Source organism: Flagellimonas sp. 2504JD1-5 (assembly GCF_053618295.1).
On the sequence record NZ_JBSIOU010000001.1, the window covers coordinates 299,309 to 324,990 of the forward strand.

Below are 25,682 nucleotides of genomic sequence, written 5' to 3' on the forward strand. Positions count from 1 at the left end.
TACAGCATGAGTAAGAAAAATAAGAATGTCCAAAAGCCAACCAAGGAATTTGTCTTTCAAAAGAAAAACTACATCTTCCTTTTTATAGGTTTGGCATTGATTGCTTTAGGGTTTATTTTGATGAGTGGTGGTGGAAGTGATGACCCCAACGTCTTTAATCCGGATATCTACAACTTTAGAAGAATCCGTTTGGCTCCTACCTTAGTACTCATCGGTCTAGGCATTCAGGTATATGCCATTTTGTTGAACCCTAACAAAAACAAAAAATAACATTGGACATTATAGACGCCATAATCCTTGGTATTATTCAAGGACTTACCGAATTTTTACCAGTATCATCAAGTGGACATTTAGAATTGGGAAAAGCCATTTTGGGTGCCGATTCTCTTCCAGAAGAAAGTTTATTGTTCACTGTTGTTCTCCATTTTGCAACCGCTTTGAGTACCATAGTGGTTTTCCGAAAAGATGTTTGGGATATTTTTAAAGGATTGTTTCAATTCAAATGGAACGAAGAGACCCAATTTTCGCTTAAAATCATCATTTCAATGATTCCTGCAGCTCTTGTTGGTTTCTTTTTGGAAGATTTTTTGGAAGTTTTTTTTGATGGTGCAATCATCATTGTGGGCATCATGCTGCTTATCACCGGGTTTCTTTTATATCTCGCCGATTTGGCCAAAACTACCAACAAAGGAGTATCCTACCGCAGTGCATTTGTAATAGGAATGGCACAAGCCGTTGCCATATTACCAGGCATATCACGAAGTGGTGCCACCATTTCCGCTGCTGTGCTATTGGGCGTTGATAAATCTAAATCTGCACGCTTTTCTTTTTTAATGGTAGTTCCTTTGATTATAGGCAAAGTAGCCAAAGACCTTTTAAGTGGCGATATCAATTTTGTCGGTGACCAGGCTGTGGCCATGGGGGCAGGATTTGTGGCCGCCTTTATCGCAGGACTGGCAGCGTGTACTTGGATGATCAAATTGGTTCGTCAAAGTAAGCTTACCTATTTTGCCATTTACTGCGTAATTATAGGACTTATAGCCATTGCATGGAGCATTTGGGGCTAAGTTTAAGTTACAAAACTGCGAATTTTTGAAAACCAAGGAAGATTTTTTAAACGGACAAATTCTGTTGATTGACAAACCTTTGGAATGGTCCTCATTTCAGGCTGTGAATGCATTGAAATGGGCTATTCGAAAAAAATTTGGCCTCAAAAAAATAAAAATTGGGCATGCAGGTACGTTAGATCCATTGGCCACAGGCCTTTTGATTATCTGCACTGGAAAATTCACCAAGAAAATTCCAGAACTTCAAGGCCAGGTTAAGGAATATACTGGAACATTTACACTCGGGGCCACCACACCTTCCTATGATTTAGAAACGGAAGTGGATAACTCCTTTCCAATCGATCATATAACCGAAGAACTTATTAAAAGTACAACCGCACAGTTTTTAGGAGAAATTGAACAGGTTCCTCCGATATTTTCAGCCTTAAAAAAGGATGGGAAACGCATGTATGAACTGGCCAGAGAAGGCAAAAAAATTGAGATAAAGCCTCGAACCATTCAAATATTTGAGTTTGAAATCACCCAAATAAGCCTACCAAAAATTGATTTTAGGGTAGTTTGCAGCAAGGGCACCTATATTCGCTCATTGGCCCATGATTTTGGACAAGCACTGCAATCTGGAGCACATTTATCCGCCCTCAGAAGAACCAAAATAGGTGATTTCAACGTAATTAATGCTGTAAGTCCGCTTACCTTCAAGGAAAATTTGCAGTCCAGCTAAGACTCATTCTCCTTCGGAGGTTGGTTTGGACATCAGAATGCATTAAAATATTTTTGCAAAAAAACGGTTATAATAGGACCATGAACCTAAACAGAAACCAGTTATCGCTTTTAATAACTTTTTTCTCCATGTCCATAATTGTATTGTTGTTGTTCAACATTCATTTAGGAGGCGTTAAGGAGGAAGAGTATGTTATTGAAATGAGCCTGGCAGATGAGGACATTGAAGAACTGCTGGAAGAAGAGGTGAAAAGGTTAGAAGAACTCGTCAACAATGATCCCATTAAAAGTCATTTGGCCTTCAACGAAACCGCCAAACCTTCGGTAAAAAGTCCGGAGCCTTTAAAGACCTTGGAAGAATTGATGGAGGAACGCCAAATGAACAGTGATGCCAGTGAATTTTCTGAAGCCGATGGGGCATTTGCGGAACAACTCAAGGAACTTGCCGCAAAACGCGAAGAAAAGAAACAACAGCTGAGCGAGCGTGAATCCCAAAAAGAGGAATTCACAAATAATTTAAAAGATAAGCGCACCTCTATTTCCTATTCTTTGATTGATAGAAATGCCTATGCGCTTCCACCTCCTATTTATACCTGCATTGAAGGAGGTAAGGTAGTGGTTAATATTAAAGTGGACTCAAACGGTTATGTATTGGAAGCTTCTTTTAACGATAAAAGTTCAGGCACCTCCAATGGCTGTTTGGTAGATAATGCCATTGCCTATGCCTATAAAGCACGTTTTAGTGCAGATACCAAAGCTTCGCAGATAGGGACCATTACCTATTTGTTCCAGAGTAAGTAACAAAGTTGCCCCTTCCCATTTTACTCCATTTGCATCATTTATAAATCCATAGGGTTCATAGGTCAATTTATCCTTGAATCTTACGTTGAATTTCACGAACTTCACTTATCGGTCGCTAAGGAATCATTAAAACGAGCGATATCTTAATCGATAGGTAACCTTCCTAAAAAAGTAGCTCTGTCAAATCCTCCATCGTATTTTGCCCCTTATCCTTATTATACCAAACTTGTAAATCTTGTTTGAATTGCGCATCCAGATGTCCGTGCTCTTCTTTATATTCCTCCACCATTTGGGTAGCTATACTAGGTCTTGGACCCCATTCACCAACCACTTCTTCGGTTTCTTGATCAAAAACAATCAGTTTTGGAATGGAACGGGTACCATTGGTCAGGAATTCGTCCATCAACGTTAAATTCTCATCCCGTAAAATAATTTTAAAGTCGATATTTTGATTCAACTCAGCTATTTTGTTCATTACCGGTAAGCTCGGGGAGGCATCTCCACACCAACTTTCACTCAGCACCAAAAATGTAATCTTGCTATCTATTTTGGCTATCTTTTCCTGTACATCAGTAGGAATCTTTAGAGTTTTATCCCATCGCTTCATGCGGCGGTCGTTCAATTCAGTATAATTGATCAGGGATTCCAACTGCTCTTCGCCCGTGGTTTGTCTGTTCTTGGCCAGGTCGCTTACCAATTCCCGATACTCTTGATAAGACATTCCTTTTGCAATACCTTTTTGAATATATTCCAATTGTTGTTCCGATATGTTTCTTTCTACCACTTCCATGTCAAATTTTCTTCAAAGTTAAACCGCTTACATCTGCTAAAATGTGACTTCGGTCATTGGTTGTTAGAAATGAATAAAACTTACAGAGTAATCTTAGTAGGAAAAAGAAATGAGCAATGATCAATTTTTTAATAGTCTTTTCTTGACCATACCTCCTTTTGTATCATTGATGCTGTTCATTACCACAAAAGCTTTGGGGTCAATCTTGCTGATTTCGATGTTCAGTTTTCTTATTTCCAATCGGGTAATTACCGTGTAAATTACATCATACTCATTTCGCATCCCTAGCTTGCCATATCCACCAGTAGCTTTATACACGGTAAGTCCCCTTCCCAGTTTTTCAGTAATTACCTGTCGAATCTCCTCGCTTTTTTGCGAAATAATGGTCACTCCTGTGTATTCTTCGATTCCTTCCACAACAAAATCCAAAGTTTTGGATGCTGCCAAATAGGTCAACATGGAATAGAGCGCTGTTTCAACCGAAAGCAGGTAAGCAGCTGCCAAAAAAATCAGGATATTGATCAGGATGATGACATCACCAATCTTCACCGACATTTTTCTACTTAAAAATATGGCCAAGACTTCAGTGCCGTCCAAGACACTTCCTCCCCGTATGGATAATCCTATGCCGGCGCCCAGAAAAAATCCTCCAAAAACTGCTACTAATAACTTGTCCTGGGTCACCTCTGGAAACTGTACTAAAGCAAGTACCAATGCCAATCCCAAAATTGCAGCAATGGCCTTTATGGTAAAAGTCTTGCCGATGACCCGATAACCCAATACCAAAAAGGGAAGGTTTACCAAAATAATGAGCATCCATAATGGAATTGTGGTAACTTCAGTTATCAACAGGGAAATTCCCGTGGCACCACCATCGATAAATGTATTGGGCAACAAAAAGCTTTCTAAACCAAAAGCTGCGCAGAAAATACCAACAATTATAAAAAACATATCCCTAAAAAAAGACTTTAGGGTAATCTGTGTTCTTGGTGCCTTGAGCAATCGCCTGTAAATTTTCCATGTTCTGATCTGCGCCTTCATATTTTACAGTATTTGTGGGTTAATGGCCAGACTTTTAAAAAGCATGGCTTTAGTATAAAAGAACTTGTTTTGAACCTCATTCTGCTTTAGGTTGGCATCAATAAGCTTACTTTCTCTGGAATTGATCAAAAACAGGGAACTTTCACCAAAGGTGAACTTGCGCTCTTCGGCTGCGAGTAAAGTACCATAGTCCGCAACAATGCTTTCAATTAATTTGTTTTGGACAGTATACGAATCTAATTCACGATAGATTGCTGATATCTTATTTTGAATTTCGACCTGTGCATTATCTCTTTCAAATTCCACATCCCTAAGCTTGAACTTAGCCAATTTTAAATCACCCCTTTCTTTGCGTAAAAACAAAGGGAACCTAAATGTAACACCACCTTTGAACTCATCCGTTACAAATGAACTTATATTATCTGGGGATTCGGTCAAAAAGTTATATTCCACATCCAGCTTGGGCAATAGTTTATTTGCTTTTAACCGCTTGTCTACAGCTAGTCCGTCAATTTTGTACTCCAAAGATTTTAACTTCGGGTGGTTTTCCAAAGTGAAGCTATCCAACGGGCGTCCTAAAATCTCTAAGGTACTATCAATATCTCTCTCGATCTCCATATCCGGTATCACTTGTTCTTGCAATTCTACCGGCACATTATTTATCCAAAGATAATTGGATAGTTCCAAGGACTTTTTCATCAATTTTACCTTGGCCTGCTCCATGCCCAATATCCTATTTTGCAAGGTAATTTTTGCTTCAACAGTATCAATCGCAGCTATATCACCAGCTTTGGCCCGTTGTTTTACTCCATCAAAACGAACTTTCGCATTGCGCAAAAAGTCTTTAAAGACTTTGGCATCTTGATGTGCCCTTAACCAATCAAAATAAGCCAGTGAGGCTTTATAAAGCACTTCGTTCACCAATACATCTTGATCGGCCTTGGACTGTTCTCTGAAGAACTTGGCCTTTCGTAAGGTTGCCATACGTTCATTGACCCAAAAACCCTGCCCAAGCGACATGGAAATTCCAGCGCTGTACAATCCGTCTGACGGGAGGGTTTCGTCCGGATTTATAAATGCTCCCTGATTCTGCTCGAAGTTGCCTTTGAGTTCTATCCCAAACCATGTTGGAATTTTAAATGTGGTGTTGAGCCGATTCCAATATTCAGTGCCCTTAAATTCCTTTCGGTCATAATCTACCTCAATTTTGGGGTCGAATCCACCTCTGGCCTTCATTAAATTGGCTTGACCCATGGCTATAGTCAGTTGGGCCTGTTTGGCAATAGGATGGTATTTCTTAACATAGCCCAAATATTCCTTGAAATTGAGCACAAGGGTGTCTTGCTGGCCATAAACTTTGTTTATGATTGACAAGCATAACATAATAAAAAGGATAAAAGGGCTATTTTTTCTGAACATCCGCCACTTTATTTTCTGGTTGGTAATAATTAGGAGGGAATCCGTTCAGCTGACGCCATAACTCAAACCAGATTGGAACATCTTCTAAAAGTGCAATGGTATTTGCACCTGATCCAACACGTATAGCTTCGGGCCAGGGTGTATCATTTTTATCTGGGGCCAACAAAATCCTATATTTCCCATTGTCGCTGATAAACGTTTCAATGGCGACCACCTTTCCGCCAAAGGTTCCGAAGGAAACGTTGGGCCATCCGTTAAATACTATGGCTGGCCAACCATCAAATTGAATCCTTACTTTTTCCCCAATATGAATCAAAGGTAGGTCGATGGGATCTACATAAGTTTCAACCGCCATATCGTATTTATCCGGCATTATTCCCACCAAACGATCTCCTTCCTTAAAAGTCTCTCCTATACCAGACTGCAATGCCTTGTTTATGAATCCACTTTGAGGGGCTTTGATATACATAAGGCTATTTCGCATTTCGTAATTGGTGTAGGCATTTTCCAATTTGGTCACCTGAGCCTCCGAATCGAACCGATTGGATTGGGCTGTCAGCATATCGCTTCTGGCTTTCGATATTTTATCGATGTATTCTGCCCCAACCCTACTGATCTCAACTTGTGCATTGATCACCTCATTTTTGCTCGTCAAGAGTTTATTTTCTTGAGATATAAGTTTCGCTTGGGTTTCTTGTAGTTTAAGTTTTTTTTCTTCTACATCGGTGACCGCCTTAAGGCCTTCTTTTTCTAACTGGGAAGTTCTGTTATATTGGCGTTCCGCTATGGAGATGTTGGTTCTCGCTGCTTCCAAATCAATACTATCGCTCTGAACCTTCAATCTGGATTGCAACAACTTGTTGTTAGCCTGTTTCAACTTAAGTTGACGCTCATTGGCAAGCGCCTCAATCTGAACATTTAAGGCCTTTACTTTTTCTTGATAAGAATTGACGGACATAGATTTTGCCTCAATTTGTTTACCAGTTCGAGCAACTAGATTAGGGTCGAAGTATTCACTTTTTATTTCTGAAATATGCAGAATAGTATCTCCTTTTTTTACAAAATCCCCTTCTTTTACAAACCATTTTTCAATTCTACCCGGTATGGGCGATTGTATGGTTTGTGGTCGCTGGTCTGGCTTTAGCGTCGTTAAATACCCTTTGCCCGAAATATTTTGTGTCCAAGGAAGAAACATTACAATAACAACAATTATCGAGAACACGGCCAGCAATCTGTTGAAATGTTTATTGTGCCTTTTTACAAAGACTTTCCGAGCGGCTTTATAACCGCCAAGATCCACTTTTTCATTCAACTTGTTGGGTGATATATTGAGCATGGTATTATTATCTTTCGTTAATCAATTTTCCATTTTCCATGGTAATAATGCGTCCACAGCGCTCTACCCATTTTGGGTTTTCACTTACAATGACCAAAGCCCATCCATTTTCTGGGTTGGTTAAAAAATCCATTATTCTTTCAGCTTCCGCTTCACCAAATTGATCTAGCGGATCTTTAAGAATCAATAGTTTTGGTTTGCTCACAATACTTCGGGCCAACACTATTTTCTTCGATATTGCATAAGGAATTTGTCGTCCTTCCGGATATAGCACCGTATTTAATCCTTGGGGCAAATCTTTAACAAATTTGGTTAGCCCCGTTTTTTCAAGAGCCCAGTAGACATTTTCCATGGTAATTGATTTATCACCAAAGGTGATATTGTTAAGCAGGGTACCTTCAAAAGGGGTTTCCTCGCTAAGGGATTGTCCTAAATGTGAGCGATAGTAATTTAGATTCATTCCTTGAATGGCCACATTATTGACAAAAATCTTGCCGCGGTCTGGTTCTAAAATTCCAGCAATAAGCCTTAATAGGGTAGATTTTCCTGAACCACTGGATCCTTGCAATAAAATGGTGCATGCAGGTGTAATGGTCAACGAAACACTGTCGATAATCTTTTTATCTCTTTCAGGCACATTATAGGACACCTCTTCCAACTCCACCACAAACCCTTCGTTTTTTCCAAACGGTTTTTCTCCTTCCTGAGGCTCTAATTCCTTATCCACAACCTGTCCCAATTTTTCCAAAGAAGTTAAAAGATCATAGAAGGTCTCCAGGCCCAAAATCATTTTTTCCACAGAGCTTATGACAAGGATTATAATAATTTCTGCTGCCACAAACTGTCCAATATTCATTTCCTGGTTCAGTACCAGTAATCCTCCAATTAGTAAAAGTCCGGCCGTTACCAATACCTTAAACCCGATCATTTGTATAAACTGAAGAACCAATACTTTAAAATGCCCTTCCCTTGCATCCAAATAGTCGGCGACAAGGGTATCATTTTTGTCCAGGGCATGAGTGGTTTTACCTGATAATTTGAAACTGACCAGCGACCTTGCTATTTCTTGGATCCAATGGGCCACTTTGTATTTGTTTTTAGATTCATCGAGGCTGGTATCCAGGCCTTTTTGTACCGTAAATTTGAATACAACATAAATTAAAAGCACAAGAAGAATACCGTAAAGAATAAAAAAGGGATGGTAAAATGATAGTAATAAAAGTCCAAAAGCCACCTGAAGAAATGAAGCGGGAAAATCGATAAGAATTTTGGACAATCCTTTTTGAATGGTCAACGTATCAAAAAATCGATTTGCCAACTCTGGTGGATAATAGTTTCGCAGTTCGTGCATTCGTATTTTGGGAAATCGATACGCAAATTCAAATGAGGATCTGGTGAATATCTTTTGCTGAATGTTTTCTATAATCCGCATTTGCATCAATTGCAAAGTCCCGGAAAATGCTACGCCAAGTGTAACCAAGACAACCAAAACAATCCAAGATGTGCTTACTTGGGCTCCTTGAATGAGGTTTATAATTGCTTGAATTCCCAGAGGAAGTGAAAGGTTCACCAAACCCGCGAAAATTGCGTAATAAAAAATTTGAAGGATATCTTTTCTATCCAATGCCAACAGCCCCATAAGGCGCTGCCAAGCCGTTAGAACCATTTCAGCCATAGTTATTGGGGTTTAGCGCACGAAAAACCAAATCGTCAAAATATTGGGTAGGTGTTGTGGTCGTATTGCAATCTGTAAGTTTGGGAAAATGTTCCCTTAAAAAATACTGATGCAACGCGCCTTCCAAAATCGTGCTAGCCAAACTGGAAGGAAAGGTGTACTTGTTGTCAACTGCATTGATCATTTCAGACAACCTGTTCACCAATCTTTTGTAAATAACAAAATATCCATCTTTATTTTCCTGGTCTACCTCTTTGGTAAGGTATGATTTGGAATATTCATTAATTATAATCTTATTGAGCAATACCTCATCGATATGCGAAAAGGACACATCTTGCTTGATAGTCTGGGTCAAAATTGAAATGGCTTTCCTTAACTTTTCGTTCGGATCGGCTATACTATTCGTAGCAAAAACGGTTTTATATTCCAACCAGCCCCAATACCAAGAGGTCAAATACACCAGAAGTTTGTGCTTGTTCTCAAAATATCGGTAAATGGAACTTTCATTGGACTTGATACGCTCTCCCAATTTTCGGAAGGTAAAACTCTCGAAGCCCATTTCATCTATCATTAAAATGCTTTGCTCTATAATTCGTTTTCCAAGATTCGATGATTCTGGATCCTTTAGGTAGATCTTGTCGTTGATTTCTATCCGAATGGACTGCAAAAGTCTTTCCATGATATTGTTCTTTTAGAATTTCATTCAAAAATAACAGTATTACTATCAATATATAATAGTTTAACTAGTATTTAACATTAGTAAATGTTTTAAAAAACTTTTCCCAACCCTCCACAAGGCCTTTTGACACATCAATAATTATGGTAATTTTGAATAGTCAGTCTAACATTAATACCTGGTCCGATGAAATATTTATATACTTTTCTAATAGCGGTTTTAATGACATTTTCCGTTTCGGGACAAAAAAATCAAATGGATGTTGTAGCAGTTGGAGACGAGCTCATACTTGGTTCCCCTACGGGAAACAGGTATACCCATGTTAAAGTTCCTCGTAAAAACTTTATCATAAAACGAGGTGGCTTACCCAACATGGCATCCTTAAAGAATACAGCGATTGTAGTCACGGATGTTGTATATGGCGAAAAAACCTTGATTACTTTTAAACGTACCGATGGAAGAAAGTTCTTTCGAGTGTACAAAACACTTTCTGCAAATTTAGAAGGCGGGATTGATTCCGGGGAATTGATAATTCCGCAATATCGCGAGGAGAGTACAAAAGAATCTGAATAAAGGTTTTAAAAGTCTGCGACAACAAAACGCAGCAAAATTTTATATGAGCAAACATCGCTGTGGTTGGTGCGAAGGTGATTCACTATATGAAGATTACCATGACAAAGAATGGGGTGTGCCGGTAAAGGACGACCCTACACTTTTCGAATTTTTGATTTTAGAAACTTTTCAAGCTGGTCTTAGTTGGATTACCGTGTTGAAAAAGCGCGAAAACTTCAGAAAGGCTTTTGATAATTTTGATTATAAAAAAATTGCATGTTATGATCAGGATAAAATTGACGAGCTCCTTGACAATTCCGGTATCATCAGAAACAAATTAAAAATCAATGCCGCTATTTCCAATGCAAAAGCTTTTATCGAAGTCCAAAGGGAATTTGGGAGTTTTAGCGAATACATTTGGGGATTTGTTGATGGGAAACCTATTAAAAATTCCTTGAAAAATTATAAGAAAGGACCAGCTACAACCCCATTGTCGGATGCTATTAGCAAAGATCTAAAAAAACGAGGTTTTAAATTTGTGGGAAGTACGGTTATTTATGCCCAGATGCAGGCAACGGGAATGGTCAATGACCACGAAGTTAGTTGTTTTAGATACAATGAAGTCTAGGTTCTATCCTCGAAGTATTTCCAAAAACTTCTTTCTTGGGATTTCTTTAGCGCCAAGACTTTCCAAATGATCGGTATGTACTTGGCAATCTATGAGTTTGTAGTTTTTTTCCTGTAATTGTCCCACCATTTTGATAAATGCATATTTAGAGGCATTGGGTACTGTACTAAACATACTTTCGCCACAAAATACGTGTCCCAAATCCACTCCATAAAGTCCGCCGACCAATTTTTCATCTTCCCAAACCTCGTATGATTTTGCAATCCCTTTTTTAAAAAGTTCCAGATAGCCGGATTTCATTTTTGGTGTTATCCAAGTTCCTTCTTGATCTTTACGTTCCACCTTGGCGCAGTTGTCCAGCACCTGCTCAAAACAGGTATTTTGGGTAAGTCTAAACCGGTTATCTCGCAAAACCTTGCGCATACTTTTCGAAATCTTTAGGTTTTCTGGAAAAAGAACCATTCTTGGATCGGGACTCCACCACAGGATCAACGCATCTTCATTAAACCATGGGAAAATTCCATTTTTGTACGCAAGTAGTAGGCGCTCTGGAGATAAATCTCCACCTACTGCCAACAAACCATCTTCATTTGATGTCTCAACAGGAGGAAATTCCAATCCATCTCCCAAAAAGAATAACGGAAAGCTTTTTGAGTCTTTTTCCAAATTGCGGTTTTATCTAAAATTACGCAAAAACATGCTAGAAAATTAGAAGCCCTCCTATATAGATCAAGCTGCCTACCAACATAAATAGTAAGGTATAAGGCAATATTTCCTTGGCCTTGAGCTTGGTGATTCCTAAAAGTGGCAGGGCCCAAAAAGGTTGTAGCATATTGGTTATTTGATCCCCGTAGGCCAAGGCCATCACAGCTTTGGGCAAGGGTACGCCCAACTGTAATGATGATTCTAGCACCAAAGGTCCTTGAATGGCCCACTGCCCCCCTCCGCTAGGCACAAAAATATTGACCAATCCTGCGCTAAAAAATGTGAATATGGGCAAGGTGGTGTCTGTACTTACGGAAACAAAGAAATCAGAAATACCCGTAATCATTCCACTACTGGCCATTATGCCCATAATACCAAAATACAGCGGGAATTGAATCAAAATTCCAGCGGTATCACCAATAGCTTCTTCAACAGCAACCAAAAAACTTTTAAAGCTTCCGTGAAGCACAATGGCCAGTCCCAACATAAAAAAGTTGAGCATGTTTGGAGTAATCTTCAAGGTTTTTATAGCGGGCAAGTATTGCAATAAAAAGGTCACTAAAATCAATCCGCCAAAAATGGTGGCTGCAATTCGGGAATAATCCAATTTTTCAGCTCCCTTTAAATTTTTCTTGTCAATAGACTGAAACTCGTATTCTTTTAGCCCCAAATTATTCGGAGAAGCCTTTTTTCCCAAAAAATACACAAGCACACTTATTGCGATAGCCACCAATACGAACAAAATAAGGTTCCAATTGCTGAAAACGGTTAACGACGAAGAGATAGATTCTGGCAATTGACTGGCCAAACTTAAATTAGATAGTCCACCGACCAACTCTTTTAAATGCCCTGCTTCGGCAACTTTTATTGGGGCAGACCCACTAATTCCTCCGTGCCAAACCATTAGCCCCACATAGCCAGATGCCCCAATCAGCGGGTAATTTATTGGAATGTTGTTCGCATGGGCATACTCGCCAACTTTACGGGCTAAAATGGCTCCGAATATGAGTCCCAAACCCCAATTGAAGAAAGAAACCAACATTGTTGGCAGCGCCACCAAAACGGCCGCATTTGAAGTATTTTTTACAAATTTGGTAATGCCAAGGATCAATCGTTCCATGGGTTTGCTCAATACCAAAACATGCCCAAGTACCAAAATGAGCATCATTTGATAGGCAAAAACCAACAAGCCATTGTTCCATATCCCATTTTCCCAATAGGAAAGAATGGCGACCAAATGGCTTTTTTCTGAAGTATTTTCCGTAAAAACAAGGGCCAAAACAATTGTCAGTAGCGTCAATAGTACCGCAATTGTGAAAGGGGAAGGCAAATACCTTCTAAAAATTCTTTCTATAACCTTAGTTAGGCCCAAAATGCATTAGAATGGTAAATCGTCGTGATCCTCCTCATTGAGGTCATCTGCAGGCTCAAAGGCTTCCATTGGAGGAACCGGGGGCATATTCTCCCCACCTTGTGCCGCTTCCAAGTTTTCAATACGCCATCCTTGGATAGAATTAAAATATTTGGTCTCTCCCTGTGGATTTACCCACTCGCGTCCTCTTAAATTGATACTCACCTTGACCATTTGGCCAACGTTGTACGAATTTAACAGGTCACATTTATCCTGAACAAATTCAACCAAAATATGTTGAGGGTACTGTTCCTCAGTAGTTACTACCAATTCTCTCTTTCTGAAACCATTGTTACCGTAGGTTTTGGTCTCATCAATCATTTTAATTCTTCCTTGAACTTCCATGTATTTTACTTTTCAATAGGCATCAAATGTACATAAAATGACCACCTCTGGTGAAATATCAAATAAAGAACTATCAACAAATTTTTACTTTTTCCGTTATCTTTAAAATCAATTCGCCCAAAAATGAACTTCAGCCCCAAAAAGAAAGCTTCCAATATCATAATGCTGATTTCCGCTTTTGTTATTGTAAGTCTTATTCTTTGGAACACCAACAGCTTTTTTAGGAAGTTTAAAGAGGAAGAACGCCTGAAGATGGAAATATGGGCAACGGCCCAGTTGGAATTGATACAGTCTTCTGTAGATCAAGAGTTGGGCAACCTGACCTTAAAGGTCATGGGGAACAACACTTCTACACCTATGATATTGGTCAATGAGGAAGGAACCATAAAAACACATAACATTCCGCCTGAAAGAGCATCGGATAGTGTTTATATCCAAAAAAAGATAAGACAGTTTAGCAGTGAAAATGAGCCTATTCATATTATCCAAGAGGGGGAGCTTTTAGAAACACTTTATTATGGGAATTCTGAAGTTCTCAATAAACTGAAATACTATCCACTGGCCCTTTTACTCATTATTTGTCTTTTTGGAGCTGTGATTTTCTTTTTCTTCCGAATAAACAAAGCCTCTGAACAAAACAAACTTTGGGCCGGAATGGCCAAGGAAACAGCTCATCAAATTGGCACGCCGTTGACTTCTTTGCTAGGTTGGAATGAATTGTTACGGGCAGAAGACATTAATCAAGATATTACCAAAGAGATTGAAAAAGACATCAATCGCCTCCAGACGATTACGGAGCGATTTTCCAAAATCGGTTCTATTCCAAATCTGGAAGAATACGATATTGTTGCAGAAACTGAAAAGGCATATCAATATTTAAAGCGAAGAAGCTCCAAACTGGTTCATTTTTCTTTTAGTTCCGATATTGAAAAACTACCTGTACTTCTTAATCCCCCACTTTACAACTGGAGCATTGAGAATTTGGTCAAAAATGGCATCGATGCCATGAAGGGCAAAGGCAACATTGCCATCCAAATTGAAAAAAAGGGACAAAACGTTAATATTTTGGTCTCCGACACCGGCCGGGGTATCCCAAAAAGTGATTTTCAAAGCATTTTCAACCCAGGAGTCACCACAAAAAAGAGAGGTTGGGGCTTAGGACTTTCACTTGTTAAAAGAATAGTTGAAGAGTACCATAAAGGAAAAATTAAAGTACTTTCGTCTAATAAAGAAGGAACAATCATGCAAATTTCCTTGAAAGCAAATACGTAAAGTTATGGCTAAGGAAAAACGAGTTGCGATCAAAGAAGCGGAGATTACCAATAACTGTCCTGAGTGCTTTAATCAGGATCTAAAGCTCTCTTTTTACCAAAAACACACCTATAATCCCTTTTTTCATAGAACCACTGGTGAGGTGATACATGAGATAAAATGCCGCAAGTGCTATTCGGTTATTTATCCAGTAAATTGGACGCCAGATATTGAAAGGGTGTTTGATTATTATAACAAATTGGTTACTCCTGATAAACCTTCGGTCAAATTCACTGCCCTGTTTTTTATACTATTGATTCTAGTAATTGGTGCAGTGGGAACTCTTGTCTATCTGTATAAGGAAGGTGTTATTTAAGGCAGCTTCGAATTTGTTCCGCTGTTTTCTCAAACTCTTCGGGGCTTAATTTTTCTTTGTGTTGAAAAGTAGCATTTTTCATGCTGTGAAGTGGAATAAGGTGCACATGAACATGTGGAACCTCGAGACCAATTACGGACATTCCTACCCTATTGCAAGGAACCGCCAATTCGATTGCCTTACCCACTTTTCTTGAAAATGTCATCAATTTCGTGTAGGACTCCTCATCCAAATCCATTATTTTATCTACTTCCTTTTTCGGAACGCAAAGCGTATGTCCTTTTGCATTGGGATTGATATCCAAAAAAGCAAAATTATCCGCGTCCTCTGCAATTTTATAGCATGGGATTTCTCCATTAATGATTTTGGTGAAAATACTCGGCATGTCGGTGTATTTTGGTTTGGTTTGGTTTGGTTTTAATAAAAAATCCCGTTGAGAGACGGGATTAAATATAGCGATTTTGTGAACTTTATTCCCGGGTAATTTCCAATATATCGAACTTTAACGTTCCATTGGGCACCTGTATTTCGGCTACCTCGCCAACGGATTTACCCAATAATCCTTTCCCGATAGGGGAGGTTACTGAAATCTTTCCCGTCTTTAGATTCGCCTCACTTTCAGCAACAAGGGTATATTTCATTTCCATACCATTGGCTTGGTTTTTCAACTTTACGGTAGACAGCACCAACACTTTTGAGGTATCGAGTTGTGATTCATCTATTAACCTAGCGTTTGCCAAGGTCTCTTCCATTTTGGATATTTTAAGTTCCAAAAGGCCTTGTGCTTCCTTGGCCGCATCATATTCAGCATTTTCTGACAAATCCCCTTTATCCCTAGCCTCAGCAATTGCCTGTGAAGCCCTAGGTCTTTCAACATCTTTTAAATGGTTCAGTTCTTCCCTAAGATTTTTTAATCCTTCCGCTGTGTAGTATGATACCTTGCTCATATCGTCATTTTTAAATACAAAAAAGGACATCCAGGAAAACTTCAAAGCTCTCCCAATGTACTTTATCCAAATAGAAAAAATCCTCAACGATCACCATGCATGGCACAGCTTTTTTGCGAGGATTTAACGCAAATATATACAATTTTTGCTCAAATTTGTTGTTGTAAAGCTTTCAAATCCAAACTATGAGGCGCCTCGCAGGGTTTATTTTGTTATTTTTCTTGATTGCTTGTTCTTCGGATAGTACCAATCGCAATCCTTTTCTTCAGGAGGTCAATTTCAGATTTGAACTTAATCTAAACTTACCTCTTTACAACAACCTAAACACCATTGGAAATCCAGTCTATATAGGCAACACAGGGGTTGGAACCCGAGGTGTTTTTGTAATGAAAACCAGTTTGGATTCTTTTTTTGCCTTTGAGGCGAGTTGTCCAAACCATGCTCCCAACAATTGTTCCACGATGATCATAGACGGACAAAATGTGGTTTGTTCCTGTGAAGAATACACCTATAGTCTCTTTACTGGGCAACAGCTAAATAGACCAAATGACGGCAACCGGTATTACGATTTGCTTTTTTACCGAACAACGCAAAGCGGAAATATTGTTGCTGTTTTTAATTGATTCAATTTTACGGGATTCCTAAAATACGGTCCATCACCCAACTTGTGTGCAGACCTGAAATCGCTTGGGAAGGGTGGGGTTTTCCCTCGAAAAGATGTTTTCTTAAGTTCTCCACATGAAATTGTTGAATATGTTCTGGATGGGGAATATCCAAAATTTGATGTCCCTTTTCATTTTCCAATTCAACAGGGGCTTCATCCAATACGGAGAAGGTTATTTTTCCTTCGGAACCGAGGATTTGAACCTTGTCCATACGATGGTAAGTCCCAAAATTCCAGTTCCCTTCACCAGTTACCCCATTTTCATGAATCCAGGACGCCGTAACTGCATCGTAAGCTGAATACAAATTTTGTTGGTTTATAGCTATTCCGCTTGCTAGCTTTATATCTCCAAGTAAATATGTGAAAAGATCCAATCCATGGCTAGCCAAATCATCAAAATAACCTCCTGGTGCTATCTTTTTATCGGTTCTCCAATTATACGTATTACTCAAATCCAAATCACTTGGGGGTTTGGTCTTTTGCCAATGAATATGCCTAGCTGTTCCTATTTCTCCTTGATCCAACCATTCTTTTATTTTATCAAATCTCGGCAATGACCTTCTATAATAGGAAATAAAGAGAGGCAAATCTTTGGCTTTAAAGGTTTCATAGACCTTCAAACTATCTTGAAAGTTAGGAGTCATGGGTTTTTCAATGCAGCAAGGTTTCCCAGCTGCCGCAACCAGAAGTGCATAAAATTTATGCGAATCGGGTGGAGTGGCGATGTAAACTGCGTCAATTTCTGGATTTTCAATGATATCTTCCGCATTGGTTGTCCAATTTGGAATCTTATGTCTCAAAGCATAATCCTTAGCCTTTTCCCCATCTCTGCGCATCACCATATGTACCTCAAATCCTGCTGTCATTTGGTAGGCCGGGACGCTTTTTTTCTCCGTGACACTTCCACAACCTATGACACCCCAACGAATCGGGGTCTTGTCAAAAAAAATGAGGGATTCTGTCATACTTTATAAAAGTACAGAATCCCTCAACAAATGTATTAATCTTGATTCCTGTTTCACATCGACTTCGCTCAGTGACCCAACCGAAATCATCTCCTCTTGTTTAGAAATTAACGGTAGCTCCCAGCAGAAAATTGATCCCTGCTTGCGGATAAAACCCTGCTCCTTCGATAGTAGTGATTGTACCTGGATTTGAAAAATCATCATCAAAAGTGAAGAAATATCCGTTGGAGACAATGTCTTTATCAAAAATGTTATTTACCAAGCCTGAGAATACAATACTCTTTATAAAAGAATTGACCTCAACAGCATATTGAATGTTTAAATCGGTTTGGGAATAACTTTCGAGTATTGAATGCTCTGAATCAATATTTCCCATATACTGCTTGCCTATGAATTTGGAAAGCAACGAAACCTGAAAATTCTCTTCAGGTGAATAAGAAATGATATTGCCTGCCACCAGGTTTGGTGAATAGGCAATTTTGGTATTCCCTAAATTTTGAAGTGTTCCATCTCTTTGAAAGAAGAAATCCTTATTCCGATTATCACTTAGAGCAATATTAGGTCGAATCGCAAATTTATTTCCCAATTGAATGTTGGCATCCAATTCCAATCCCAATCGGTAACTATCTCCAACATTTGCCCTCAAAGGTGCGCCAACATCATTCAATTCCCCAGTCAGCACCAACTGATCCTTATAACTCATATAATATGCATTCGCATTTAATTGAAATGATGGGGAAACATAGCGCCAACCCAGTTCAAAATCGTTTAGACGCTCTGGCTTTGGATTCCCATTTTCATAATCATTTCGGTTGGGCTCCCTATTGGCCACGGCATACGAAAAGTAAAAGTTGTTATTGCGATTCAAATCAAAGGTGATGCCCGCTTTTGGGTTGAAGAAATTAAATGTATCATCCACTAGGCCAGTGTCTTCACCATTGGCTTCATAACCAACTCCTCGGTATTGTAGATCCCAAAAAATAGACCACTTATTGTCCAATTTATAGTTGGCCTTTGCATATATGTTGAAATCGGTCTTTGTTGAATTATCATCATAATAACGTTCACGGATATCACTGTTTGAAGCAAAACGGGCCCAGATCACCTCTCCGAAGTGATCTCCTTTGTACACATTGTAGCCTCCTCCAAAAATGAAATCAAGGTTTTCCTTTTTATGGTTTAGAGATACTACCGCGCCGTAAAAATCATTGTCCAACCATCTTCTTCTGATCAGGTCGGTTGTGTTGACCGTTTCTCCATCAACGATGATGGGTTCAAAACTATAGGTTGCAAAGTCATCCTCTTCCCTAAATTGCTCAAAAAAGCCTCTCCCTCGAGTGTAATGCAGTGCGATATTGGCATTCCACGCAGGAGTAATAGCCTCATTCCAGTGCAGTTGAAAATGATCTTGCTTATAATTGTCAACTTCATTTTCATATGTATAGAAATTATACCTTCTATCCGAATTTCTCAAATTTTCAGCCTGGGCATCCGAAAGGCCATTGTTGATAATAAAATCTTCAATTCCTTGAGCATCATTATTAATTCTGGCTAAGGGAGTCCCATACCAGGCTTGATAGGTAATCTCATGTCCTCCAAAAAACAGTGCTTTTATTAGGGTATTTTCATCTTTGTAAGCTCCCTGTAGAAAATAACTCTCAAGTTCGGAGCTTGCCCTGTCGATATAACCATCTGAAGTGATACGGGACAATCTACCTGAAATTTCAACACTGTTATTGAGCAGACCCGTGCTAAATTTTATGTTATTCCTAAGTGTGTTAAAGCTTCCGACCGATGAAGAAATCCTAGCATAGGCACTTTCTGAAAAAGCATCGGTTAATAGGTTCAGACTTGCGCCAAAAGCACCTGCCCCGTTGGTTGATGTCCCCACCCCTCGTTGAAGTTGAAGACTTTCGGTTGACGAAGCAAAATCGGGCATGTTCACCCAAAACGTGCCTTGTGATTCGGCATCATTGTATGGAATTCCGTTGATAGTCACATTTACTCTTGTGGCATCACTCCCCCGAACTCGGATTCCGGTATAGCCGATTCCCGCACCTGCATCTGAAGTGGTGACCACTGCGGGTAAAAAATTCATTAAAACAGGAATATCTTGGCCCAAATTTCTAGGAGCAATCTCCTCCTTGTCCAAATTGGAAAAAGTAATTGGAAAATCCTTGGTTACCCTGATCGCTTGAACCAGTACTTCGTCGAGCACAATTTTTTTGCCTTCAAGTGAATCTGTTGGTGATTGTTGGGCACTTAGAGAAAGTGCTAGCCCCGAAACGGCCATGATTGTGAATAGAGATGTTTTGTGGCGATGCCTTCCAGTTTTTTTTGGCTCTCGCTTTAAGCTAAATGGTTTCATCCGTAAAAAAATTACGAATAAAAGGGGCCATTATTCTTGTTAGTTAAAATGATTTTGTTTCAATAGAAACGTTGAATTTCCAAGATGCGCTTTGCGCAATCCCTTGGCGGCATTACCCGCCCAGGTTCATTGGGTATAATCTCAGCCTTTATAAATAAAAGCACCCCTTTGAGATGCCGCAAATGTAATACTGGAGAATTAGTTTTCATAGAAAAAACCCAAGAAATGCAAAAGGCTGCCGAAGCAGCCTTTTTATATTGCCAAATCTTATCACCTGTTATGGAGCAAACAGGGTTCAAACGATACTGGCGGTCGTGGATAACGCAAAGGTTAGTGTTTGCATAGCTATCCTACTTTTTTTCTTTTTTCCTTTTTGTATTCTCGATTTAGATGTGGCACCACCAAAAAAATGGCCAGCACAAACGATAATAAACCAAGAACCAATACTATTTCAAAAAGCATATATAGTGTTTCAATTTATTGGACACCATTTTTTGGACTTGGTCACAAAAAAGAGGAGGACCGTGCAAGCACAGCCCTCCTGCCAACCAAAAAATCTAGACACCGACGTCTAGAAAATCCTCCATTTTTTTCTTAATTAGCTCCAATCTTTTCATATTCTATGTAGTAAGACACCAATTTTTATTCAAGGTCACATAAAGGAAAAAGGCCGCACTAAGTGCGGCCTTCAAAACCAAATCAACCAACCAAAAATCCTAGGCTCTCGCCTAGCAAAATCTTTATCTTATTCTTTGACAATTGCATTCACATCCAATTTGTTCATCCTTTTCAATGTATTGGACACCATTTCCAAAAAAAGGTCACAAAAAAACCGCTCAATCAAGTTTTAGAGCGGTTTTATCTAAACAAATATTACAGTTTTACACCTGGTGTGTGGGTTTTAATAGGTCGTTTACAGTTTTGACCGGATTAAAGGTGACCAAGGGCACCTCAACAAAAATAGTGTTCCAAAATGCCATTGCCCCATTCCACAATCCCGGAAGTTCCAGTGCCTTAAGTTCTTTCCCTTCTTTAGTTTTATTGGTGATAAAGCCTTGTTTTTCATCCACAAAATTCAAAAGGTCAAATTTTTCCCCTTTGTGGTTTCTAATGCCACATACCAAATCTACAGGGTTGAAATGAGTCGAATTCTTAAGAATTGACGCTTGTTGCTCATTGGACAGGTCAACTTGGGCCGATTCAATAATTTGAAGGGAAACGTTTCCATTTTCATTACTGATCCAAAAGGGGCCACCTCCAGGTTCTCCTTCATTTTTTACCATCCCGCACACCCTGATAGGACGGTTAAGTCTGTCTGTCAGCATTGCAATTTGTTCCTTGAGTTCAAGGTTTGCGAAGCTGGTTGGGAATCTCACGTTTAATTCTTGCTCCAAGAAATTTTTGATTTCTCCAGCATCTTCGTTGGAAATTGTGCCAGTTTCAATTGCCCCGGCATAACCAAATGCCTTAGTTTGCGCTTTTCTTAGAATCCCGGCCAACATTTTTTTACTATTGGCTACCTCGTTCAAATTGTCATCAACAACAACATTGTCAATATTTTTAATAAAAATGACATCCGCATCTTGGTCATTCAAGTTTTCTATCAGCGCTCCGTGACCTCCTGGACGAAACAGCAATGAACCATCATTAGTTTTGAATGGTTTATTTTCCATATCAACAGCAATGGTGTCGGTTGATGGTTTTTGATTGGAATAGGTTACCTCAAATTTGGTGTTTGTTGTATCTGAAACTCTAGGAGCAGCAACTCCATGCTCCGTTTTAAACATAATATCATGTTGTTCGGAAATGGTAAAATGTAGATTCGCCTTGCCATCGGTTTTGGCATAAAGCGACGCTTCTTTCAAGTGTTCCTCGTATGGAGTAGCGGTTCCAAGGTCATAATTATGAAAAGGAAGCAATCCTTTTGGATAAAAACCGTAATTCAATCCTTGAGCAACCAACATTTCCTTTACAAAAAGGTATACTTCTTCATCTTTGTTTTTTGCTTTGCCCGAAATCCTTTCCATGATCAAATCATAAAAGGGTAGGTTTTCCATATAATCGGAAAACTGTTTTACGGCTGTATCTCCTGTTCGTTCTATATAATCACCTAATTTTTCTTTGGAAGCATCATAGGCTTCCAAGAAATTGAACATGGCCTTGAACATACGCGAAGCTGCTCCTGATGCGGGAACAAATTTCAAGAGGTCAAGTTTCCCTCTTTCATCCTCAAAATATTGGACAAGTTCCTTTTGTTCCTGTTCTGAAAACCTTAAAATGCCATCAGAGACAATAGCAGCTTTCTCTAGTTTCACATATGGAATCCCTGCTTTGAATGTTGCTATTTGATTTTCAACTTTTTCTTTTGAAATGCCCTTTTTTTGCATTTGGGCCAAGTCTTGCTGACTTAAATTGCTCATGTTTTGAGGAGTTTATCGATATGGTTGATTGCGGTTTGTAGTCTTGTTTTTTTATCTCCTTTCAAGATAACGAAATTCCTATCATATTTTTCTAAGGTTTCCTTGAAACACATGAACATTTTTTCCCTTTCATTGGGTTTGTCCCTCAAATCATCTGGTTCCCAGGGTGTATCTATATAGGTCAAAAAGTATATGTCGTAGGTGTTTTCCAGAGCGTATTTTTCAAGAAGAGGGTCACAATGACCAATATAGTACGCTTCGGAATATACCTTTGTTTCCAACAAATCTGTATCGCAAATCAGCAAATCATTTGTTTTCTTTGAAAGTTCATTTTCCAAACGAATCTGCCCTTCTGCTATGGGCAACAAATCTTGGGGTTCGCAGGTCTTCCGCTCATTATTCCATTTATTCTGTAAGTATTCCCGAGCATATTCAGGAACCCAAACGGTGTTATAATGCCGGGCCAGCTGTTTGGAAAGGGTGGTCTTTCCAGTAGATTCGGGTCCAAAAAGGACTACTTTAATAAGGTTTGAGGGCTCTTGCCCAAGCTTTTCTTCCATGCGCTATAACCATATATGGCAATAATGGTGAATAAAAAATATTGAAATGATGAAAACACCAATCCTTTATATAAATATAAAGGCACCGAAATAACATCTCCAATGATCCAGAATATCCAGTTTTCTAGCTTCTTTTTTGCCATAAGCCACATGCCCACAAAAAAGATAGCTGTGGTCACAGTATCAACATAAGCTGTCCACGTATTAAACTTATCTGCTGCAAAATAAACAACCCCAACGAAAACAATGGTTCCCATAAAAAGGAAAACAGCCCATTTTTTTTCGTTTTCAGTGGCTTTTGTAATGGGGACAAAATGGGTTTCATCCACTTTGCGGGTCCAAAGGTGCCAGCCTATAACACTCATTATAAAATAGTAGGCGTTTATAAGCATATCGCCCAAAAGACCATATACCAGTAAAATATAGACGAAAATTCCCGTGCTAATTATGCCGGTGGGAAACACCAGGATATTTTCCCTTTTCGAGTACCATACGCTCAAGAAACCGAAAAACACACCGATCATCTCTAGGATGACCAGGTAGGCAGGTATATCCTGATACTGCGAAAAAATCCAATCAAAAATGTGGCTCATACCCGCTTCGGTCCGATTTAACCAGCTTCATTGTCAGTACTACATGTTCCAAATTTGTGAAGGTTTTCTTTATTTCTGAACTTATCAGCTCCATTACCTCATCATAAGCCCCATATACCTGTGTGCTTAAAGGATTCTCCAAAACCGTTAGCCCGGAAGCTCTTAATTTTTTGATAAAGTCAATGATCGGAGGTTCAAAATCGTCTTGAAGTGGAGTCAACGTAAGCTCAACAGAAATGTTCATGGGCCATGCAAAATTTTCTAGGCAAAGCTACTAAAAAGAAGCATCAACCTCCCATCATTTGGAGCGCATAAACACATGTAAAACCTTCAAACTCTAAAAATTCAACCTCATAATGTGATTTTTTGCCTTTATACAAAATTTGAGCCACGGTTCTTCTGTCATCAAAGGCAAAATCCATCACATCAATATGTTTTAAAAAACTAAGACCTTGCTGTGCATAAATCTTATACAGCGACTCTTTGGCTCCCCAGACAATGGTCAACTTTCGTATTATGGCATCGGTGTTGGCAAGTGTTCTATACTCCTCCAATGGCGTAAATTTGTTGGCAATTCTTAAAATTTTATCACGCTGCATTTCAATGTCAATACCAACCTCATCCGATTTACTAACAATAATGCCCGTAAAATTATGGGAATGAGTGATGGAAATATGATTCCCATCTTTTAAATGTGGTTTGCCAAAATCATCATAATATAGATCATGGTCTTTGTATCCTGCTTCATCCATTAGGTGTCTAATACTCAAAAATGCCCTCCGATGAGTTTCTGATTTCATTCCATCCATGCGATTCTGGCAATGGGATGTAAGTTCAACCCCTTTTGACAATGCTGCTTCAGGTTCGGTAACCTTCCAAATATATACCGAAGTGGTGGGTGAAATTGTTATGGTTTTGTAAATAGGCACGACTAAGAGTTTAGCGATTTCGTATCTTTGCATACGATAATAGCTAAGCTACAAAAAGAAAACGAAGTTAATTATGAGCACAAAGACAATTCCATATGTTCCCTATAAAGTAAAAGATATTTCCTTGGCAGATTGGGGCCGAAAAGAAATTGAACTTGCTGAAGCAGAGATGCCCGGTCTAATGGCATTACGTGAAGAATATAAAAACGAGCAGCCTTTGAAAGGGTCTAGAATTGCTGGATGCTTGCATATGACCATTCAAACAGCTGTTTTAATTGAAACCTTGGTAGAGTTAGGTGCCGATGTCACTTGGAGTTCCTGTAATATATTTTCAACCCAGGATCATGCCGCTGCGGCTATAGCTGCAGCCGGGGTTCCGGTTTATGCTTGGAAAGGGATGACCGAAGAAGAGTTTGATTGGTGCATTGAACAAACCTTGTTTTTTGGCGAGGATAGACAAGCTTTGAACATGATATTGGATGATGGTGGTGACCTAACCAATATGGTTCTAGATCAGTACCCAGAATTGGCAGCTGGAATCAAAGGTCTTTCAGAGGAAACCACTACTGGGGTACACCGTTTATACGACAGGGTTAAAAAAGGAACACTTCCAATGCCCGCTATAAATGTGAATGATTCCGTGACCAAATCCAAGTTTGATAATAAATATGGTTGCCGTGAAAGTGCGGTTGATGCCATTCGAAGGGCAACTGATACCATGTTGGCTGGAAAACAGGTTGTAGTTGCGGGTTACGGGGATGTCGGAAAAGGTACAGCCGCTTCATTTAGAGGTGCCGGTGCTATTGTAACCGTAACGGAAATAGATCCTATTTGTGCATTACAAGCTTGTATGGATGGTTATGAAGTGAAAAAGCTAGAAACTGTTGTAGGCAAGGCAGATGTTGTCATTACCACAACTGGAAACAAAGATATTATCCGTGAAGAGCACTTCAGAGCTTTAAAAGACAAAGCCATTGTTTGTAACATTGGGCATTTTGACAACGAAATCGATATGGCTTGGTTGAACGGTGCTTATGGCAATACCAAGGATGAAATTAAACCACAGGTAGATAAATATACCATTGAAGGCAAAGACGTTATTGTTCTTGCTGAAGGGCGACTAGTTAACCTGGGATGTGCCACGGGACACCCAAGTTTTGTGATGAGTAATTCATTCACCAACCAGACCTTGGCACAAATTGAGCTTTGGAACAACAGTGATAAATACGAAAATGATGTGTATATGCTTCCAAAGCATTTGGACGAAAAAGTAGCCAAGCTTCATTTAGCTCGTCTAGGTGCTGAACTTACAGAACTTAAAAAAGATCAGGCGGATTACATTGGCGTAAAAGTGGAAGGACCCTACAAGCCTGAGTATTATAGATACTAGAAAGGTAAATCCCTTTAACTAAAAAACCCATGGTCTCTCAACCATGGGTTTTT

At 39.2% G+C, this 25,682-nt stretch carries 28 protein-coding genes; 10 read left to right on the forward strand and 18 right to left on the reverse strand.

Annotated features, from left to right (window positions below; genetic code table 11):
* The first annotated feature begins 6 nt into the window (after positions 1-6).
* The 4 genes from ACULLG_RS01290 to ACULLG_RS01305 all read left to right on the forward strand — a co-directional run bounded on the left by ACULLG_RS01290 (position 7) and on the right by ACULLG_RS01305 (position 2,588).
* The gene (locus ACULLG_RS01290; RefSeq protein WP_452124956.1) at positions 7-270 is read left to right on the forward strand and encodes a DUF3098 domain-containing protein; all 264 of its coding nucleotides are present in this window, start codon (positions 7-9) and stop codon (positions 268-270) included.
* Positions 271-272: 2 nt separating this feature from the next.
* Positions 273-1,067: an undecaprenyl-diphosphate phosphatase gene (locus tag ACULLG_RS01295; RefSeq protein WP_452124957.1), complete on the forward strand. Its 795-nt coding sequence runs from the start codon at positions 273-275 to the stop codon at positions 1,065-1,067.
* A 25-nt stretch (positions 1,068-1,092) separates the two neighbouring features.
* Positions 1,093-1,788, forward strand: a complete 696-nt coding sequence (gene truB / locus ACULLG_RS01300; protein WP_452124958.1) for a tRNA pseudouridine(55) synthase TruB — start codon at positions 1,093-1,095, stop codon at positions 1,786-1,788.
* 80 nt (positions 1,789-1,868) lie between these two features.
* Positions 1,869-2,588, forward strand: coding sequence for a hypothetical protein (locus ACULLG_RS01305; RefSeq protein WP_452124959.1), 720 nt, complete (start codon positions 1,869-1,871; stop codon positions 2,586-2,588).
* Positions 2,589-2,751: 163 nt separating this feature from the next.
* Here ACULLG_RS01305 and ACULLG_RS01310 read toward each other — a convergent pair whose 3' ends face one another.
* From ACULLG_RS01310 to ACULLG_RS01335, 6 genes are all read right to left on the reverse strand, one after another.
* Positions 2,752-3,378: a thioredoxin family protein gene (locus ACULLG_RS01310; RefSeq protein WP_452124960.1), complete on the reverse strand. Its 627-nt coding sequence runs from the start codon at positions 3,376-3,378 to the stop codon at positions 2,752-2,754.
* Positions 3,379-3,498: 120 nt separating this feature from the next.
* Positions 3,499-4,329 carry a YitT family protein gene (locus tag ACULLG_RS01315; RefSeq protein WP_452126518.1) on the reverse strand — a complete coding sequence of 277 codons (831 nt, stop codon included), beginning with the start codon at positions 4,327-4,329 and terminating at the stop codon, positions 3,499-3,501.
* Between the two features lie 93 nt (positions 4,330-4,422).
* A complete protein-coding gene (locus ACULLG_RS01320; RefSeq protein ID WP_452124961.1) occupies positions 4,423-5,802 on the reverse strand; it encodes a TolC family protein in 1,380 nt (459 codons plus the stop codon).
* 19 nt (positions 5,803-5,821) lie between these two features.
* Positions 5,822-7,174 carry an HlyD family secretion protein gene (locus ACULLG_RS01325; protein ID WP_452124962.1) on the reverse strand — a complete coding sequence of 451 codons (1,353 nt, stop codon included), beginning with the start codon at positions 7,172-7,174 and terminating at the stop codon, positions 5,822-5,824.
* A gap of 7 nt (positions 7,175-7,181) precedes the next feature.
* On the reverse strand, positions 7,182-8,849 hold the full coding sequence (locus ACULLG_RS01330) for a peptidase domain-containing ABC transporter (RefSeq protein WP_452124963.1): 1,668 nt from the start codon (positions 8,847-8,849) through the stop codon (positions 7,182-7,184).
* Positions 8,842-9,528 (reverse strand): TetR/AcrR family transcriptional regulator, encoded by a 687-nt coding sequence (locus tag ACULLG_RS01335; protein ID WP_452124964.1) that lies wholly within the window; start codon positions 9,526-9,528, stop codon positions 8,842-8,844. Before ACULLG_RS01335 ends, ACULLG_RS01330 begins: the two co-directional genes overlap by 8 nt.
* 183 nt (positions 9,529-9,711) lie before the next feature.
* Here ACULLG_RS01335 and ACULLG_RS01340 point away from each other — a divergent pair, with 183 nt between their 5' ends.
* Both ACULLG_RS01340 and ACULLG_RS01345 read left to right on the forward strand, forming a co-directional pair.
* Positions 9,712-10,098, forward strand: a complete 387-nt coding sequence (locus ACULLG_RS01340; RefSeq protein ID WP_452124965.1) for a hypothetical protein — start codon at positions 9,712-9,714, stop codon at positions 10,096-10,098.
* A 43-nt stretch (positions 10,099-10,141) separates the two neighbouring features.
* Positions 10,142-10,705, forward strand: coding sequence for a DNA-3-methyladenine glycosylase I (locus tag ACULLG_RS01345; protein ID WP_452124966.1), 564 nt, complete (start codon positions 10,142-10,144; stop codon positions 10,703-10,705).
* Positions 10,706-10,708: 3 nt separating this feature from the next.
* On the opposite strand, the gene aat is transcribed toward ACULLG_RS01345, so the two are convergent.
* Genes aat through ACULLG_RS01360 form a run of 3 tightly spaced genes read right to left on the reverse strand, consistent with a single transcriptional unit; the run spans position 10,709 to position 13,166 of the window.
* Positions 10,709-11,371 (reverse strand): leucyl/phenylalanyl-tRNA--protein transferase, encoded by a 663-nt coding sequence (gene aat, locus ACULLG_RS01350; RefSeq protein ID WP_452124967.1) that lies wholly within the window; start codon positions 11,369-11,371, stop codon positions 10,709-10,711.
* Positions 11,372-11,405: 34 nt separating this feature from the next.
* Positions 11,406-12,782, reverse strand: coding sequence for a short-chain fatty acid transporter (locus tag ACULLG_RS01355; RefSeq protein ID WP_452124968.1), 1,377 nt, complete (start codon positions 12,780-12,782; stop codon positions 11,406-11,408).
* A 6-nt stretch (positions 12,783-12,788) separates the two neighbouring features.
* Positions 12,789-13,166 (reverse strand): DUF3127 domain-containing protein, encoded by a 378-nt coding sequence (locus ACULLG_RS01360; RefSeq protein WP_452124969.1) that lies wholly within the window; start codon positions 13,164-13,166, stop codon positions 12,789-12,791.
* Positions 13,167-13,289: 123 nt separating this feature from the next.
* On the opposite strand from ACULLG_RS01360, the gene ACULLG_RS01365 reads away from it, so the two are divergent.
* Both ACULLG_RS01365 and ACULLG_RS01370 read left to right on the forward strand, forming a co-directional pair.
* Entirely contained in the window at positions 13,290-14,438 is a 1,149-nt protein-coding gene (locus tag ACULLG_RS01365; protein ID WP_452124970.1) for a sensor histidine kinase, read from the forward strand.
* Between the two features lie 4 nt (positions 14,439-14,442).
* Positions 14,443-14,793, forward strand: a complete 351-nt coding sequence (locus ACULLG_RS01370) for a hypothetical protein (RefSeq protein WP_452124971.1) — start codon at positions 14,443-14,445, stop codon at positions 14,791-14,793.
* Here the strand turns inward: ACULLG_RS01370 and ACULLG_RS01375 are convergent.
* Both ACULLG_RS01375 and greA read right to left on the reverse strand, forming a co-directional pair.
* The gene (locus ACULLG_RS01375) at positions 14,786-15,178 is read right to left on the reverse strand and encodes an HIT family protein (protein WP_452124972.1); all 393 of its coding nucleotides are present in this window, start codon (positions 15,176-15,178) and stop codon (positions 14,786-14,788) included. The genes ACULLG_RS01370 and ACULLG_RS01375 overlap by 8 nt on opposite strands.
* A gap of 85 nt (positions 15,179-15,263) precedes the next feature.
* Complete coding sequence (gene greA / locus ACULLG_RS01380) at positions 15,264-15,740, reverse strand: transcription elongation factor GreA (RefSeq protein ID WP_452124973.1); 477 nt, start codon at positions 15,738-15,740, stop codon at positions 15,264-15,266.
* Between the two features lie 185 nt (positions 15,741-15,925).
* Between greA and ACULLG_RS01385 the strand changes: the two genes are divergently transcribed.
* Positions 15,926-16,363 carry a Rieske (2Fe-2S) protein gene (locus ACULLG_RS01385; RefSeq protein ID WP_452124974.1) on the forward strand — a complete coding sequence of 146 codons (438 nt, stop codon included), beginning with the start codon at positions 15,926-15,928 and terminating at the stop codon, positions 16,361-16,363.
* Between the two features lie 7 nt (positions 16,364-16,370).
* Here the strand turns inward: ACULLG_RS01385 and ACULLG_RS01390 are convergent, their stop codons facing one another.
* The 7 genes from ACULLG_RS01390 to ACULLG_RS01420 form a co-directional block, all read right to left on the reverse strand.
* The gene (locus ACULLG_RS01390) at positions 16,371-17,369 is read right to left on the reverse strand and encodes a Gfo/Idh/MocA family protein (protein WP_452124975.1); all 999 of its coding nucleotides are present in this window, start codon (positions 17,367-17,369) and stop codon (positions 16,371-16,373) included.
* Between the two features lie 100 nt (positions 17,370-17,469).
* On the reverse strand, positions 17,470-19,737 hold the full coding sequence (locus ACULLG_RS01395; RefSeq protein WP_452124976.1) for a TonB-dependent receptor: 2,268 nt from the start codon (positions 19,735-19,737) through the stop codon (positions 17,470-17,472).
* Positions 19,738-20,618: 881 nt separating this feature from the next.
* Entirely contained in the window at positions 20,619-22,157 is a 1,539-nt protein-coding gene (locus ACULLG_RS01400; RefSeq protein WP_452124977.1) for a DUF4301 family protein, read from the reverse strand.
* Positions 22,154-22,717 (reverse strand): AAA family ATPase, encoded by a 564-nt coding sequence (locus tag ACULLG_RS01405; protein WP_452124978.1) that lies wholly within the window; start codon positions 22,715-22,717, stop codon positions 22,154-22,156. The genes ACULLG_RS01400 and ACULLG_RS01405 overlap by 4 nt, the downstream gene beginning before the upstream one ends.
* Entirely contained in the window at positions 22,672-23,310 is a 639-nt protein-coding gene (pnuC, locus tag ACULLG_RS01410; RefSeq protein ID WP_452124979.1) for a nicotinamide riboside transporter PnuC, read from the reverse strand. The genes ACULLG_RS01405 and pnuC overlap by 46 nt, the downstream gene beginning before the upstream one ends.
* Positions 23,294-23,554, reverse strand: coding sequence for a YkoF family thiamine/hydroxymethylpyrimidine-binding protein (locus ACULLG_RS01415; RefSeq protein WP_452124980.1), 261 nt, complete (start codon positions 23,552-23,554; stop codon positions 23,294-23,296). The genes pnuC and ACULLG_RS01415 overlap by 17 nt, the downstream gene beginning before the upstream one ends.
* Positions 23,555-23,597: 43 nt before the next feature.
* On the reverse strand, positions 23,598-24,239 hold the full coding sequence (locus ACULLG_RS01420) for a 4'-phosphopantetheinyl transferase family protein (protein WP_452124981.1): 642 nt from the start codon (positions 24,237-24,239) through the stop codon (positions 23,598-23,600).
* Positions 24,240-24,312: 73 nt separating this feature from the next.
* Between ACULLG_RS01420 and ahcY the strand changes: the two genes are divergently transcribed.
* Positions 24,313-25,629, forward strand: a complete 1,317-nt coding sequence (ahcY, locus tag ACULLG_RS01425; protein WP_452124982.1) for an adenosylhomocysteinase — start codon at positions 24,313-24,315, stop codon at positions 25,627-25,629.
* The last annotated feature ends 53 nt before the right edge of the window (positions 25,630-25,682 follow it).